Genomic DNA, 15750 nt, shown 5'->3' with positions numbered 1-15750 from the left:
CGCTCGCAGGGCTTGGAGCGGCCAATGGCATCGCTGCCGGCGCAACGGCGCCGGCACCGTGATCGCCAGGGCGCGGCGACGGCGCGGCGCGGATCAGGGCGCTGGCGCGCGCGGCGGCAGCAGGCCCAGCGCGACCAGGTCCTCGCGCAAGGTGACGGCGTCGCGGAACTGCAGCGCATGCATGCCGGTGGTCGCGGCGGCGTGCACGTTGCGCGGCGCGTCGTCGATGAACACCGCCCGCGCCGGGTCGATCGCATAGCGTTCGCACAGCAGCGCGAAGATCGCCGGATCCGGTTTGACCAGGCGCTCCTCGCCCGACACCAGCACGCCCTCGAACCACTGCAGGAACGGGTAGCGCTCGCGCGCGATCGGGAAGGTCTCGTGCGACCAGTTGGTCAACGCATACAGCCGCACGCCCTGCCCGCGCAGTTCCTCCAGCACTGCCACCGTGGCGTCCAGCGCCCCGCCGAGCATCTCCGGCCAACGCGCGTGGTAGGCGGCGATCATCGGCGCATGCGTCGGATGCAGCGCGCTCAGTTCGGCCACCGCCTCCTGCCATGGCCGCCCGGCATCCTGACGCTCGTTCCACTGCGGGCTGCACACCTCGCGCAGGAAGGTTTCCATCGCTGCCTCGTCGTCGAACAGACGGCGGTACAGATAACGCGGGTTCCAATCGATGAGGACGCCGCCAAGATCGAACACCACGGTGTCCAGGTGGGGTGCGGCAGGCGGGGAGGATGCGGGGGGCATGACAGGCTCCAGGAACGAGAGGGGGACGCAGCGGCGGACCAGGCGCGCGCCGGCGGCGGCGCGCTGGGTGCGGCGGTCATGGTAGCCGTCCCTTCTGGCTGACAGTGCTGGCCGGCGTCCCTTCATCCCCGGCCCCTGGGGGGTTGGTGCGGGATTGCTGGTGGGGTTCTCTGGCGGTCGGACCCTCACCCCCGGCCCCTCTCCCGGGGGGAGAGGGGAGTCAGGCGGCTTCCCTGGCGGTCGGACCCTCACCCCCGGCCCCTCTCCCGAAGGGAGAGGGGAGCAGGTCAGGGCTGCACGACGTTGATCGTGCCGGGGTTGCTGCGCCCCACGCCGCGCAGGTCGGGGCGGTACATGTCCTCGACCAGCGACGGCGGCACCGTGTAGGTGCCCGGGGTCACCGCGCGCACCAGGTAGAACACCTGCGCCTTGCTGCCCGCCGACAAGCTCAGCGCGGCCACGTAGCGGTCGTCGCGGAACTCCTCGTGCTTGACGTCGGCGGCGTTGGAGCGGTCGCTGATCTCGATGCCATCCACCACCACGTCGGCCCACTGCTTGGCGTCGCCCAGGTTGAAGTTCTCGATCTCCAGGCCGGCCGGCAGCAGGTCGGTCAGCAGCGCGTCGGGCATGCTGGTGTCGGAGGTGATGGTGACGCGCACGATCAGCGCCTCGCCCTCCTTCAGCGGCTGCGGCGTCCACGGCTTGCCGTCGGTGCCGTAGAAGCTGCGCTCCACCTTCAGCGTGCTGTCGTCGGCCGCCGGCGGAGTGCGCGGCACGCCGGCGATTTCCAGGCTGGCGTACAGCGGCGGCTGGCCCTGCGGCAGGAAGTGCACGCCGCGCGCCAGCTCGGCCTCGCCGAACTGGCGGCCGAAGGCCTTGGCCGGGGCGATCGCCTCGCTGCTGTCGCCGATGCTCAACTGCCCGGACACCTGCGCGGTCTGGCTGTTGAGCAAGGCCTTGCCCATGCGCGCCAGCGCCACCTGCTCCTGCGTGCTCAGCCACAGCCAGCCGCCGCGGCGGCGCGCGTCCAGCTCGCGGCCCAGCGCCATCACCCGCGCGTCGTACTCGGGCTTGGCCAGGCCGCGCTCGTGCAGCAGCGCGATCATCAGCGCGTCGTCGCGGACCACGCTGCCGTAGTCGCCGAAGTAGCGCGGCCGGTCGGCGCTGTCCTTGGCGAAACCGGCGGCGATCGCCGCCTCGCCACGCTTCTTGTCGCCCTGCAGCGACAGCGCCACGCCCAGGTGCACCAGCGACAGGCCGGTCAGCGCCTTGCCGCGGTCGTTGTCGTACAGCGCGCGCAGCGTGCCCAGCGGCGCGCGGTTGACCCGCGCCAGCACGTAGCCGGACCAGGCCTGGTTGGCGAACTTCAGGTTCTCGCGGCGGTCCTGGCCGTAGAAGTTGTTGCCGCCGGACAGCAGGTCCTCGCTGAGCCGGTTCAACGCCTTCTGCAGCACGTTGTCGGGCACCGCGAAGCCGGCGTCCTTGGCGTCGAGCAGGAACTCGGCGATGTACGGGGTCAGCCCCGGATTGACGTAGCCGTCGTCGCCCCACATCGAGAAGTGGCCGCTAGACACCTGCATCGAAGCCAGCCGCCCGAACGCGCCTTCCATGCGCGCGCGGCGCGTGGCCGCATCCAGGCCCTTGACCCCGAGCAGGCGCGCGGTGGCGTCGTCGAGCAGCAGTGCGGCGTAGCCCTTGCTGGTGGTCTGCTCGGCGCACCCGTAGGGGTATTCCAGCGCGCCCTGCAGCGCGCTGGCGAACGGGATCGGCGGCAATGCGCTGACCAGCATGCGTGCGTTGACCGAGCCGGCCATCAGGCCTTCGGCATCGCTGGCGCCCAGCGTCACCGGCGCCAGCGTGTCCAGCACACGGGTCTGCGCGCGCAGCACCGACGGCCACGCCGCACGCACCGGCAGGTCGTAGCGGCGGTCGGCGGCATAGCCATTGCCCTCCACGCGCACACGTACCTTGGCCACCGTATAGCCTTCCTGCGCCACCAGCGGGAAGCTCAGCGTGGCCTTGCCGTCCTTGCCCAGCTTGGCGCTGCGCGCGTTGTCGGCGATCGCCAGCGGGCCTTCGCCATCCACCCGCACCTTGAACTCGCCCGGCTGGCCGGTGAAGTTCTGCACGTCCAGGGTCACCGTGCTGCGGTCGCCCGGCGCCATCACCCGCGGCATGCTGGCCTCGGCCACGATCGGCGCGCGCACCAGGGTCTCCACGTCGCGGTTGCCGTAGCGCTCGTCCGAATAGACCAGCGCCGACACGCGCAGGGTGCCGTTGAAGTCCGGCACCGGCAGCTGCACGCGGGCGTTGCCCTTGGCGTCCAGTTGCACCGGACCGGAGAACAGGTCCACGGTCTGCACCCGCGCGGTCGGCCGCTTGGCCTGCGGCAACGCCGCCAGCGCCATGTCGCCGCCGAAGCGCAGCTTGCCGGTGCCGCCCTCGAAGCTCTCGATGACCCGGCCATAGATGTCGTAGGCGTCCACGCCCAGGCGCCGCTGCGCGAAGAACTGCGCGTTGGCGTCGGGCACCGGGAAGCGGGTGATGTTGAGGATGCCCACGTCCACCGCGGAGATGGTCACGTGCGCCTGCTTGCCGGCCAGTTCCGGCACGCTCACCGTCACCGGCAGCGGCTGCTCCGGGCGCATCTGCTTGGGCGCGACCAGGCCCACCGCCACGCGCCGGGCCTTGCGGTCCATCGGCACGTAGGCCACGCCGACCGCGCGCGCGGGGGTGATCTTGCTCGGCGCCGAACCGCCGCGGAACACCAGCGCGGTGACATAGACGTCGTGGCGCTCCCAGTCCTTGGTCACCGGGATCTCGAAGCGGCTGCCCGGCTTCACGTCGATGTCCTGCACGTACAGCATGCGGTCGCTCTCGACCATCAGCAGGCCGGGGCCGGCATGCGGCGGGGTCAGGGTGACCTTGAGCGTGTCGCCGGCCTTGTAGCCGGTCTTGTCCAGCGCCAGCTTGACCTTGTCCGGACGCGCATCGAGACCGCGGTTCTCGTCGTTCCAGCTCCAGCCGGCATGGAACGGATAACGCGTGGTCAGGCCGGTGGCCGGGTCGAACACGTCCACCCGGTACTCGCCCCACTCCACCGGGAAATCGAACTTGGCGGCGCTGGCGCCGGCATCGACGGTGAGCGTCTGCTTGTTCTCGAAGCGGCGGGTGAAGTCGTAGTCCCAGCGGTTGTCGGTGAACGCCCAATGGTAGTCGCGCAGCTCGCGCACCAGGGTCACCTTCAGGCCCTTGGCCGGCTGCGGCTTGCCCTGCGCATCCACCCGCATCAGTTCGAAGCGCGCGTTGGCGTTGGCGTCGGCGCCGTCCTTGTCGTCGAACAGCGGGCGCACGCCGACCAGCGCCGGCGCCGGCCACAGCACGCGCTTGAGCGTGCGGGTGACGGTGCGGCCGCCCGTCTCGTACACGCTGGCCGAAACCAGCGCGGCGATGGTGCTGGTCGGCTTGGCCTCGTCGGGCAGCGCCAGGTCCTCGCTGAGCTTGCCGTCGGCGCCGAACTCGGTATCGACCACGTCCTTGGCTTCGCGCGGCAACTGCAGGGTCGGGTCGCCGAAGAAGTAGCCCGGCAACGCCTCCACCGGATGCTGCTCGACCGCCACCGCCAGCTTGGCGGTGAAGCGGTTGCCCGCCGCCGGCGCGCCGTACAGGTAGGCGGCGGTGGCCTGCAGCTTGAACGGCTCGCCCGGCTTGAGCGTCTTCTGCGCGCTGTCCAGGTCCAGCTTCATGCGCTCGGGCAGGAACTCCTCGATGCGCAGCGTCATGCCCTGCACCGCTTCCTTGCTGGTCGGGTCGGTGCGGAACTCCACCTGCCAGCGCCCGGTCGGCGCATCGGCGGGGATCAGTTGCTCGAAACTGAAGTAGCCCTGCTCGCCCGGCTGCAGCCGGGTCTCGCGGAAGATCTTGCCGTCGGGCTGCTTGAGCCGCAGGAACACCGGCTGCGCGCCCTTGCCGGTGGTCGGCACCGGCTTGCCGTCGTTGTCGCGCAGCAGCGCCGACACCCGCACGGTCTCGCCGGGGCGGTACAGGTCGCGGCCGGACCAGGCGAACACGTCGAACCAGGCGTTCTCGCGCCCGGCCACCGCGAACTCGCTCAGGTCCAGCGCCGGCTGGTTGAACGGCAGCATCGACAGGTCGGTGCCGCTGCGCGCCACCAGCACCTGGCCGGCGTCGAGCGTGTAGTTCAGCAGCGCGTTGCCGTTGTCGTCGGTCTGGCCCTTGAGGAACAGCTCGCCGTCGGCGCCGAGCACGCGCAGCTCCACCTTCTTCAGCGGCTCGCCGCTCTGCAGCGAGGCGGTGTGCACGAACAGCTTGTCCTTGTAGGCGCGCGCGTGCAGGCCGATGTCGCTGACGGTGAAAAAGGCGGTGTCGTATTCGTTGTCGAACTTGCCGGGGCGGCGCAGCACCGCGAAGTACAGGCCCGGCGCCTGCAGCTCCTTGATTTCCTGGATCGGCAGGTAGGTCAGCGCGCGCTCGTTCTTGTCGCCGCCGAGCACGAAGCGGTTGACGTAGACCGAGTCGGCCATCTGCGAGATCGGGGTGTGCTCGCCGTAGTCGCTGTCCAGTTCCCAGGTGCCGCGGCGGCCGCCGCGCTGGTACTGGGCGAAGAACGTCGGCAGCGCGCCCTCCTTGACCCGCATGAACTCCACGTCCACTTCCGGCACGTTGAGCGAGACCACCGGCAGCCCGCGGCTCTCGCGCGCCGGCAGCACGCTGCCCTGCGAGGCGAAGCCGACCGCCGGGGTCAGCTCGCCGGTGTAGACCTTCTGCTTGAGCGGCTTGCCCAGGCGGCTGCCGTCGGCGGCCAGCAGGTCGGCCGAGATCACCACGGTGTAGTCCTTGGCCGCCTCCACGTAGGGATAGCGCAGGGTCTTGCCGTCGTCGGACAGCGACCAGGCGCTCTCGTCGGTGCCGACCTTCTCCTCGAAGCGCAGCAGCTTGTCGAAATCCTGGGTGCCGACCAGCGGCCGCGAGAACTCCAGCGCCAGCGACAGCCCGTCGCTCTTCTGGTCGGGATAGGCGCGGACCAGGCCGAAGCCCTTCATCGCTTCCTTCTGCCCCTTCACCGGCTCGCCGCTGGCCTCGGGCAGCTGCCCGGATTCGTTGCGCTTGCAGCCGCCCAGCGCCAACGCCAGGCCCAGCAGCAAGAACGTTCCCATCAACCCTGCGCGCAGGCCCGCCCAGCGCCGCTTCGAATCCGTGTGCATGCGTTCGCTCCGTGAATGTGGCGCGAGTATAAAGCGCCGGCGCGACGGCTGGAGAGGCGAAGGTGCGCCATCCGTCGGCGTGTGCGCGGCAGGCCACCGTCGGCGCGGAAGCACGTACCGCAACCGCGCCACCGGCCGCCGTGGAGCCCCCCCAGCTCTACATGGCTTCGGGCCATCGGCCGCGACAGGTAGCCCCGGGAACACCCGTCGCGGCCGAAGCCGCTCTTACCCTGAGTACCCGCGCACCTTCGCTCGAGGTCATGTGGGAGGGACTTCGGTCCCGGCGCGGCGGCAGTGGAGGCGCCGATGGCTCCACTCGTCGGGACTGAAGTCCCTCCCACAGGGGAGCCAATCCGATCGCCCATGCCGACAGCACCCACGGCGCGAGCCTCTTGTGGGAGGGACTTCAGTCCCGACTGCAGCGCAACGGATCAGCCACTGGCTCCGCTTGTCGCGATGAAGCTGCTTCCACAGCGGGCAATCCCATGCGCCATGCCGACCCCCACAGCACCGAGGGCACGAGCCTCTTGTGGGAGAGACTTCAGTCCCGACTGCAGTGCAACGGATCGGCCAGTGGCTGCGCTTGTCGCGATGAAGCTGCTTCCACAGCGGGCAATCCCATGCGCCATGCCGACACCCACAGCACCGGCGGCGCGAGCCTCTTGTGGGAGGGACTTCAGTCCCGACTGCAGCGCAACGGATCGGCCAGTGGCTGCGCTTGTCGCGATGAAGCTGCTTCCACAGCGGGCAATCCCATGCGCCATGCCGACATCCACAGCACCGACGGCACGAGACCTCTTGTGGGAGGGACTTCAGTTCCGACTGCAGTGCAACGGATCGGCCCACTGCCCCGCTTGTCGCGACCACACGTCAGCGCAGCAGCCGCTGCATGTACAGCGCGATCAGCCGCGGCCGGTCCAGCGCCAGGCAGACCTGCGCATTGGCCGCAGCCCCCGGCGCGTCCGCCGTCGGCGTCTCGCGGGTATAACCCTTGTCGTCGACCACGATGCGCAGCGGCACGGTGGGGCACAGGCCGGGATCCAGCAACTGCGCCAACGGCACCACGTCGAACAGGGTCGGGGTGGCGCTGGCCCAGGGCTGGTCGGTGTCGCGCCACTGGTAGTAGAGCTGTGCCAGCGCGTCGGTCAGCGGTTCGCCATGGGCGAACAGCGCCACCCGCTCCGGCTCCTCCAGGGTCACCTGGGTGGCGTCCAGCGGCAGCATCACGATCGGCACGCCGGCGCCGAACACGCGCCGCGCAGCGGGGATGTCGGCGGCGATGTTGTACTCGGCCGCCGGCGGACTCGGCGGGCGGTAGCGCGACTTGCCGTAGCCCACGCGCACCGAGCCGCCCATCAGCACCACCTGCTTGAGCTGGGCGAAGCCGGCCGGGTCGCGCTGCTGCGCGCGCGCCGCGTCGGTCAGCGGGCCGAGCACCAGCAGGGTGACTTCGCCGGGATAGCGCCGCGCCTGGTCCAGGATGAACTGCGCCGCATCCGGCGCCTTGCGCGGCAGCGTGCCCTTGGCTGCCCAGCGTGCCTGGCTGAAGGGAATCGTGCTGTCGGTGCGCTGGCCGATCGCCAGCGGAATCTCGCTGCGGCCGGCCTGCTGCAGCAGCCGCTGCAGCAGTTGTGCGCGCAGGCCGGTGTCGCCCCAGGCCGAAGCGATGCCCAGCACCTGCAGCTCCGGGCTGCGCAACAGTAGTGCCAGCGCGAATGCATCGTCGATGTCGTCGCCGACGTCGGTGGACACCACCACCTTCTGCACCGGTGCGCTCGTCGTTGGCGCTGGCGCCGCCACCGCATCGGCCGCCCAGGTGGCCGCGATCAGCAGCGCCGACGCCGCCCATTGCTTCAGCACGCGCATGCGCGTCTCCCAAAAAAAGAACCGCCGGCATGATAGCCGGCGGTCGGTGTTGCGACGGCGAGGCCGCGAATCAGAAGTTGGCGCGGAACTGTGCGCCGACGATGCGCGGATCGTTGATGAAGCCGGTGAGGTTGTTGAAGTCGATCGCACCGGTGGCGCGGATCTGGTTGGTGCAGTTGCGGCAGAACACCGAGACTTCGTACGCGCCGGCGCCCCAGTTGTAGCCGATCTTGGCACCGCCCTCGAGCAGCGGCTGGCCGACGAACTCGCGCGAGTCGTATAGGAAGAAGTTGATCTCGCTGCGGTAGGACCAATCGGTGAAGAAGAAGAACTCGGCGTCGTCGCCGACCGGGATGCCGTAGCGCAGGGTCGCGTTGCCCATCCACTTGGCCGCCTGCGGCAGCACGTTGCCGTCGATCAGCGCGCGGCCGGAGGCATTGATCGGATCGGTCACGGTGCAGGTGCGGCACACGCCCACCGACAGGGTCGGGTCCTCGATGCGGGTCCAGTTGTAGGCGCCGCCCAGGGTCATGCGCAGGTTCTGGGTCAGCAGCGCTTCGAAGTCGAACTCGGCGCCGCGCGCCTTGGAGGCCTTGGCGTTGAGCAGGCGCACGTCGTTGGAGGCGCCGCCGACCGCGGTCAGCTGCTGGTTCTTCACCTTGAAGTCGTAGACGTCGAAGCTCAGGCGCGCACGCTTGTCGAACAGGTCGGACTTGATGCCGATCTCGTAGGAGTCCACGGTCTCCGGCGCGGCCACGGTCAGCGGCGCGGTGGCCGACGGCACGCCGAAGCTGGCGCCGCGGAAACCGCGGGCGGCGCGCCCGTAGACGTTGACGTTGTCGTTGATGGTGTAAGTGGCGCTGAGGTCGCCGGTGACCTTGGAATTGTCGGTGCTGCCGCTGGAGGGCTGCTGCAGGGTCACGCGGTCCAGCGCGAGCACGTCGAAGGTCTTCTTGTCGTAGGTGTAGCGGATGCCGGCGCGCAGGTTCAGGCGCTCGGTGGCCGCGTAGTTCAGCGAGCCGAACGCCGCCCACGAGGTGTTGCGCTGGCGGGTCAACTGGTAGCTGGACAGGGTGCCGCCGGCCAGGGTGTTGTAGGTGTAGTTCTCGCCTTCCACCGAATCGTTGAAGTAGTACAGGCCGGCCTGCCAGTTCAGCGGCCCGGCGTACTGCGACTCGGCGCGCAGCTCCTGCGAATACTGGTCCAGGTTCTTGATGCCGCCGGCGGTCTCCACCGGGAACGCGATCACCCCGGGGCCGGACGGCGGCGCGAACACCGCGCCGTAGCCGCCGTCGATGTCGCCGCGGCTGTAGTACTTGCCGATGCCCTCGTAGCCGGTGATCGAGTGCAGCACGATGTCGCCCAGGTCCCAGGTCAGGTTGGCGCTGCCGCCGTAAGTCTGCAGTTCCTGGGTGTTCTTGCCGTCGATGGACACCTTGTCCGGGTCGAAGCCGGCGACCAGCTGGTTGGTGCCCGGCTGGAAGATGTTGGCGCGGAACAGCCGCGCGGTGCCGTCGAGGTGGCGCGCATGCGCGTTGAACAGCGCGCTGAAGTCCTCGCCCGGCTGGAACAGCACCTGCAGGCGCACCGCCGAGTCCATGTAGCCTTCGAAGGAGCGATTGTCGATGGTGTTGTCGACCCAGTCGCCGCGGCGCTGGCCCAGCGCCGACAGGCGCGCGGCCCACTTGTCGCCCATCGCCACGCTCAGGCCGGTTTCCATGGTCATGGTGCCGTAGGTGCCGTAGGACAGGCTGGCGTAGCCGTCGTTGGCGCCGATGGTCGGCTTGACCGAGTTGAACTTGACCACGCCGGCGGGGGTGTTGCGGCCGAACAGCGTGCCCTGCGGACCGCGCAGCACTTCCAGGCTCTGCAGGTCGAAGATCGGGAAGCCCTTCAGGAACGCGTTCTCGGCGACCACGTCGTCATAGATCAGCGACACCGGCTGCGAGGCGTAGGTGTTGAAGTCGGTGTTGCCGTAGCCGCGGATGTAGAAGCGCGGGAACACGCGGCCGTTGGACGACTCGACGTTGAGGCTGGGCGCCTTGCCGGCCAGCACGCGCACGTCCGAGCCGCTGGTGGCGATGGCGTCCAGGTATTCCGGGCGCAGCACGCTGGCCGACACCGGCACGTCCTTGGAGTCCTCGGCGCGGCGCTCGGCGGTGACCTTGATCGTGTCCAGACGGGCGACCCCGTCGGTGCTGTCCGCCTGCTGGGCGGCGGCGGGGAACGAAAGCGCGGAAACGACGGCAACGGCAAGCGCACTGGCGCGCAGCGACCAACTGGCAGACATGGGAACTCCGGGATGGGTGGGCGTAATCGGGAGCGCGCCGAGTCCTTGCCGCGCCGCAGCATAATTAACACAAAATATACAACCTGCGGCGGCCGGCGTCACCTGGGGAGGCGGGGATTTGGGATTGGGGAGTCGGGATTGGCAAAAGCGGGGCGGTTGCGGTGGCTGCTCGCCTGCCGGCCCGGGCCGGCTTCCCTTCTCGGATGGCCGCAGCCGCTTTTGGTCGCGTCGGGACTGAAGTCCCTCCCACAAGGGCATGCACAGCGCGCAGTCGCAGTCGCCGGTGACGACGGCGGCGGCGGCGGCGGCGGCGGAGCATGGAACCGCGAGATGCCTTGTGGGGGGGACTTCAGTCCCGACGCGCGAAGTCCTCAGGCTCCAGACCGCGTTGGCGCACGGGTGGCACCAACCCGCCGCGACGATGCTCGATCCATGGCACGCCACTTTCCCAAAAGCCCACGCCAAACCGCACGTTCGTCGCCCTCGGCCGAAAGGCAAGCAGCGCAGACGGCCATCCCGCTGCCGCAAGTCCACCCGGGCCGCACGAAATCGCATCGCATACCGCGCGCCGCTTCACATAGCGACCGCTACTGACGTCTGAAGAGCGCGCATCCGCGCTGCCCTGGAGAGACCCCGATGTTCACACCCCGATCCCTGTCCCTCGTCGCCGCGTTCTGCGCGACGCTGCTCACCTGTTCCGCTCAGGCCAAGACCTGCACCGCGGTCGACAACATCGTGGCCAGCACCGCGTCGGACACCGCCAATCGCGACGCTGGCGGTACTGGCGGGCATGTCGGCCTGCACATGCAGAACGCCACGACGCCGCTGCCGCCCAGCGGCGCGCAGAGTCAGCTCGGAAAATCGGCGTTCGCCAACTGGGCGACGTTCCAGGGCGCCTTCAACAACTGGGCAGCGGCCAAGACCGGCAAGCACGTCGACTGCGGCACCGGTGGCGGCGCGAAAGACATCGTCGATGCGGCCAGTGTCGGCATCACTGCGGGATGGGCCTGCACCTCCGCGGACGGGGACGGCATCTGCACCAACTGGCGCAAGTTCAGGCCGGTCAAGGTCTGCTTCTGGTACGCCAACTCTCCAGGCGCGAAAGGCACGGCGGGCAAGTGGCTGCTCAACACGGCCTACCCGTCGCTCAACGCGGACTGCAGTTGAGCGGTCCCGCCAGCGTTGGCAGCGCCGTGCGGAGCTGTGCCTGCGCACGGCCTGCCAGCTCAGCCCGCCGGCGTCTCCGGCACCCGCACCCAGCCTTCCATCAGCACGCGCGCGCTGCGGCTCATCAAGGCCTTGGTGACGGTCCACTGGCCGTCCACCTGGCGCGCCTCGGCGCCGACCCGCAAGGTGCCCGAGGGGTGACCGAAGCGCACCGCGGTGCGTTCGCCGCCGCCGGCGGCGCGGTTGACCAGGGTGCCGGGGATCGCCGCGGCGGTGCCGATCGCCACCGCCGCGGTGCCCATCATCGCGTGGTGCAGCTTGCCCATCGACATCGCCCGCACCAGCAGGTCGATGTCGGCGGCCGCCACCGGCTTGCCGCTGGAGGCGATGTAGTCGGCCGGCGGCGCGACGAAGGCGACCTTGGGCGTGTGCTGGCGCGTCGTCGCGTCGTCCAGCGTGGCGATCAGGCCCATGCGCAGCGCGCCGTACGCGCGGATGGTTTCGAAACGCTGCAGTGCCTTCGCATCGCTGTTGATCGGGTCCTGCAGCTCGGTGCCCTGGTAACCCAGCGCCTGCGCCTCGAGGAAGATGGTGGGAATGCCGGCGTTGATCAGGGTCGCCTGGAACGTGCCGACACCCGGCACCTCCAGCGTGTCGACCAGGTTGCCGGTGGGGAACATGGCGCCGCCGGCGCCGTCCTCGTCGGCGGCCGGGTCGAGGAATTCCAGCGCGATCTCCGCCGCCGGGAAGGTCACCCCGTCCAGCTCGAAATCGCCGGTTTCCTGCACTGCGCCGTCGGTCATCGGCACCTGCGCGACGATGGTCTTGCCGATGTTGGCCTGCCAGATCCGCACCGTGGCCACGCCATCGCGCGGAATCCGCGCCGGATCCACCAGCCCGGCGGCGATCGCGAACGGCCCCACCGCCGCCGACAGGTTGCCGCAGTTGCCGCTCCAGTCCACGAACGCGCGCTCGATCGCCACCTGGCCGAACAGATAGTCCACGTCGTGGTCCGGGCGCGTGCTCGGCGCCACGATCACGGTCTTGCTGGTGCTGGAGGTGGCCCCGCCCATGCCGTCGATCTGCTTGGCGTAGGGATCGGGGCTGCCGATCACCCGCTGCAGCAGCGCGTCGCGCGCCGGGCCCGGCGTCTGCGCCGCCGCGGGCAGGTCCTGCAGGCGGAAGAACACGCCCTTGGAGGTGCCGCCGCGCATGTAGGTGGCGGGGATGCGGAGTTGCGGAGCGTGGGCCATGGCGGTTCCGGGTGCGTACGAAAAGAAGAGACAGCGGATCAGGGCGAATCGGGAATCTCGGGCTCGACCAGTTGCGTCAGCAGGGTCAGCGACTCCTGCCAGCCGAGGTGGCAGAACTCCACCGGGATCTGCGGCGGGATGCCCTCCTGCACGATCTCCAGCGCGGTGCCGCAGGCCACCGGCCGCAGCCGCACGGTCACGATCATCTCGCCGGGCAGGTCCGGGTTGTCGAAGCGGTCGGTGTGACGGATCAGCTGGCCGGGCACCAGTTCCAGATAGGTGCCGCCGAAAGCGCTGCTGGTGCCGGTGCCGAGGTTGGTGAAGCTCATCCGGTAGCTGCCGCCCACCCGCGCGTCCAGCGCATGCACGGTGGCGACGAAGCCGTGCGGCGGCAGCCATTTGACCAGCGCCGCCGGTTCCAGGAAGGCGCGGTAGACGCGCTCGGCCGGCGCGCGCAGCACGCGATGCAGGTGGACGGTCCCGGTGGTGGCGGCGGACGTGGTCATGGCGGTCTCCTCGGCGGTAGCGGGCGCGGCCAGCATGGCACGCGCCCGATGACAGCGGCAGCCGGCTCAGGCGCTGCGGGCGTCCTCGAGGAAATCCTGGGCGAAGCGCTGCAGCACGCCGCCGGCCTCGTAGATGGACACTTCCTCGTTGCTGTCCAGGCGGCACAGCACCGGCACCTCCACCACGGCGCCGTCCTTGCGCACGATACGCAGCGTCAGCGTGGCGCCCGGGGTGCGCGCGCCGACCACGTCGAAGGTCTCGCTGCCGTCGATGCCCAGGGTCGTGCGTGTGGTGCCCGGCAGGAACTGCAGCGGCAGCACGCCCATGCCGATCAGGTTGGTGCGGTGGATGCGCTCGAAGCCCTCGGCGACGATCGCCTCGACCCCGGCCAGGCGCACGCCCTTGGCCGCCCAGTCGCGCGAGGAGCCCTGGCCGTAGTCGGCGCCGGCGATCACGATCAGCGGCTGCTTGCGCGCCATGTAGGTTTCGATCGCCTCCCACATGCGCAGCACCTGCCCGTCCGGCTCCAGCCGGGTCAGCGAGCCCTGCTGCACCTTGCCATCGACCACCGCCATTTCGTTGATCAGCTTCGGGTTGGCGAAGGTGGCGCGCTGCGCGGTGAGGTGGTCGCCGCGATGGGTGGCGTAGGAATTGAAGTCCTCCTCCGGCACGCCCATGTGCGCCAGGTATTCGCCGGCGGCGCTGTCGGCCAGGATCGCGTTGGACGGCGACAGGTGGTCGGTGGTGATGTTGTCGCCGAGCACCGCCAGCGCGCGCATGCCGCGCAGCGTGCGTTCGCCGGCCAGCGCGCCTTCCCAGTACGGCGGGCGGCGGATGTAGGTGCTGCGCGGGCGCCAGGCGTACAGCGGCGCCACCGGCGCGCCCTGCTCCACGCGCACGTTGAACATCGGCGCATAGACGCGGCGGAACTGCTCCGGCTTCACCGCGGCGCGCACCGCCGCATCGATCTCGGCGTCGCTGGGCCAGATGTCCTTCAGCCGCACATCGCGGCCGTCGGCGTCGGTGCCCAGCACGTCCTTCTCGATGTCGAAGCGCACCGTGCCGGCGATGGCGTAGGCGATCACCAGCGGCGGCGAGGCCAGGAACGCCTGCTTGGCGTAGGGATGGATGCGCCCGTCGAAGTTGCGGTTGCCCGACAGCACCGCGGTGGCGTACAGGTCGCGCTCCACGATCTCCTGCTGGATGCGCGGATCCAGCGCGCCGCTCATGCCGTTGCAGGTGGTGCAGGCGAAGGCGACGATGCCGAAGCCCAACGCCTCCAGGTCCGACAGCAGGCCGGCCTCTTCCAGGTACAGCTGCACCGCCTTGGAACCGGGCGCCAGCGAGGTCTTCACCCATGGCTTGCGGGCCAGGCCGCGCACGCGCGCATTGCGCGCCAGCAGGCCGGCGGCGATGACGTTGCGCGGGTTGGAGGTATTGGTGCAACTGGTGATGGCGGCGATGATCACCGCGCCGTCGGGCATGCGCCCCTGCGCCTGCTCGGCCTGGCCGGCGGCCAGCTTGGCCGGGTCGGCGATGCCGCGCGCGGCCAGTTCAGTGGTCGCCACGCGCTTGTGCGGATTGCTGGGGCCGGCCATGTTGCGCACCACCTGCGACAGGTCGAAGCGCAGCACGCGCTCGTACTGCGCGGTGGCCAGCGCATCGGCCCACAACCCGGTGGTGCGCGCGTACTGCTCCACCAGCGCCACCTGCGCTTCCTCGCGCCCGGTCAGGCGCAGGTAGTCCAAGGTCTGCTGATCGATGTAGAACATCGCCGCGGTGGCGCCGTATTCCGGGCACATGTTGGAGATGGTGGCGCGGTCGCCGATGGTCAGCGCGGCGGCGCCTTCGCCGAAGAATTCCAGATAGGCGCCGACCACACGCTCCTGGCGCAGGAACTCGGTCAGCGCCAGCACCACGTCGGTGGCGGTGATGCCGGGCTGCGGCCGGCCGCTCAGCTCCACGCCGACGATGTCCGGCAGGCGCATCCACGAGGCGCGGCCGAGCATTACGCTCTCCGCTTCCAGCCCGCCGACGCCGATCGCGATCACCCCCAGCGCATCCACGTGCGGGGTGTGGCTGTCGGTGCCCACGCAGGTATCGGGGAAGGCGACGCCGTCGTGCACGTAGATCACCGGCGACATCTTCTCCAGATTGATCTGATGCATGATGCCGTTGCCCGGTGGGATCACGTCCACGTTGCGGAACGCGCGCTTGCTCCAGTCGATGAAGTGGAAGCGGTCCTCGTTGCGGCGATCCTCGATCGCGCGGTTCTTGGCGAAGGCCTGCGGATCGTCGCCGCCGCACTCCACCGCCAGCGAGTGGTCGACGATCAACTGCACCGGCACCACCGGATTGACTTTGGCCGGATCGCCGCCCTGCTCGGCGATGGCATCGCGAAGTCCCGCCAGGTCGACCAGCGCGGTCTGGCCGAGGATGTCGTGGCACACCACCCGCGCCGGAAACCACGGAAAATCCAGGTCGCGGCGGCGCTCGATCAACTGCAGCAAGGCGTCGTGCAGCAGATCCGGATCGCAGCGACGCACCAGGTTCTCGGCGAACACCCGCGACACGTAAGGCAGGCCGGCATAGGCGCCCGAGCTGATCGCATCGACTGCGGCCTGCGCGTCGAAGTAGTCCAGCGCGGTGCCGGGAAGGGATTTACGGTAGTGGCTGTTCATGGCTGGCTACA

The 15750-nt window shown here is 69.8% G+C and carries 8 protein-coding genes; 1 reads left to right on the top strand and 7 read right to left on the bottom strand.

Features of this window, described 5'->3' with window-relative positions; all coding sequences use genetic code 11:
• Nucleotides 1-93: 93 nt before the first annotated feature.
• The 4 genes from CEK65_RS09360 to CEK65_RS09345 all read right to left on the bottom strand — a co-directional run bounded on the left by CEK65_RS09360 (nucleotide 94) and on the right by CEK65_RS09345 (nucleotide 10131).
• Nucleotides 94-750, bottom strand: a complete 657-nt coding sequence (locus tag CEK65_RS09360; RefSeq protein ID WP_193314738.1) for an HAD family phosphatase — start codon at nucleotides 748-750, stop codon at nucleotides 94-96.
• 287 nt (nucleotides 751-1037) lie between these two features.
• Nucleotides 1038-5927, bottom strand: coding sequence for an alpha-2-macroglobulin (locus CEK65_RS09355; RefSeq protein WP_193314741.1), 4890 nt, complete (start codon nucleotides 5925-5927; stop codon nucleotides 1038-1040).
• Between the two features lie 918 nt (nucleotides 5928-6845).
• The gene (locus tag CEK65_RS09350) at nucleotides 6846-7835 is read right to left on the bottom strand and encodes a nucleoside hydrolase (protein WP_193314740.1); all 990 of its coding nucleotides are present in this window, start codon (nucleotides 7833-7835) and stop codon (nucleotides 6846-6848) included.
• Nucleotides 7836-7911: 76 nt separating this feature from the next.
• Complete coding sequence (locus CEK65_RS09345) at nucleotides 7912-10131, bottom strand: TonB-dependent receptor (RefSeq protein WP_152181532.1); 2220 nt, start codon at nucleotides 10129-10131, stop codon at nucleotides 7912-7914.
• Nucleotides 10132-10767: 636 nt separating this feature from the next.
• Here CEK65_RS09345 and CEK65_RS09340 point away from each other — a divergent pair.
• Nucleotides 10768-11298, top strand: coding sequence for a hypothetical protein (locus CEK65_RS09340; protein ID WP_152181531.1), 531 nt, complete (start codon nucleotides 10768-10770; stop codon nucleotides 11296-11298).
• A gap of 59 nt (nucleotides 11299-11357) precedes the next feature.
• Here the strand turns inward: CEK65_RS09340 and prpF are convergent, their stop codons facing one another.
• From prpF to acnD, 3 genes are read right to left on the bottom strand one after another with little or no spacing between them, the layout of a single operon-like run.
• Nucleotides 11358-12551 (bottom strand): 2-methylaconitate cis-trans isomerase PrpF, encoded by a 1194-nt coding sequence (prpF, locus tag CEK65_RS09335; protein WP_152181530.1) that lies wholly within the window; start codon nucleotides 12549-12551, stop codon nucleotides 11358-11360.
• A 38-nt stretch (nucleotides 12552-12589) separates the two neighbouring features.
• Nucleotides 12590-13093: an SRPBCC family protein gene (locus CEK65_RS09330; RefSeq protein ID WP_017910829.1), complete on the bottom strand. Its 504-nt coding sequence runs from the start codon at nucleotides 13091-13093 to the stop codon at nucleotides 12590-12592.
• Nucleotides 13094-13123: 30 nt separating this feature from the next.
• Nucleotides 13124-15739, bottom strand: a complete 2616-nt coding sequence (gene acnD / locus CEK65_RS09325; protein ID WP_152181529.1) for a Fe/S-dependent 2-methylisocitrate dehydratase AcnD — start codon at nucleotides 15737-15739, stop codon at nucleotides 13124-13126.
• Nucleotides 15740-15750: the final 11 nt, after the last annotated feature.

Origin of the sequence: Xanthomonas sp. LMG 12459, assembly GCF_009192905.1 — a bacterium.
In the GTDB taxonomy this organism is placed as follows: domain Bacteria; phylum Pseudomonadota; class Gammaproteobacteria; order Xanthomonadales; family Xanthomonadaceae; genus Xanthomonas_A; species Xanthomonas_A sontii.
Note: the sequence above shows the minus strand (reverse complement) of the source record. Positions and strands in the feature narration are given on the sequence as shown.

Excerpts from the sequence above, each read along its gene's own strand:
- prpF (WP_152181530.1), bottom strand. The coding sequence starts at position 12,551 with ATGGCCCACGCTCCGCAACTCCGCATCCCCGCCACCTACATGCGCGGC.
- CEK65_RS09345 (WP_152181532.1), bottom strand. The coding sequence starts at position 10,131 with ATGTCTGCCAGTTGGTCGCTGCGCGCCAGTGCGCTTGCCGTTGCCGTC.
- acnD (WP_152181529.1), bottom strand. The coding sequence starts at position 15,739 with ATGAACAGCCACTACCGTAAATCCCTTCCCGGCACCGCGCTGGACTAC.
- CEK65_RS09340 (WP_152181531.1), top strand. The coding sequence starts at position 10,768 with ATGTTCACACCCCGATCCCTGTCCCTCGTCGCCGCGTTCTGCGCGACG.
- CEK65_RS09330 (WP_017910829.1), bottom strand. The coding sequence starts at position 13,093 with ATGCTGGCCGCGCCCGCTACCGCCGAGGAGACCGCCATGACCACGTCC.
- CEK65_RS09355 (WP_193314741.1), bottom strand. The coding sequence starts at position 5,927 with ATGGGAACGTTCTTGCTGCTGGGCCTGGCGTTGGCGCTGGGCGGCTGC.
- CEK65_RS09360 (WP_193314738.1), bottom strand. The coding sequence starts at position 750 with ATGCCCCCCGCATCCTCCCCGCCTGCCGCACCCCACCTGGACACCGTG.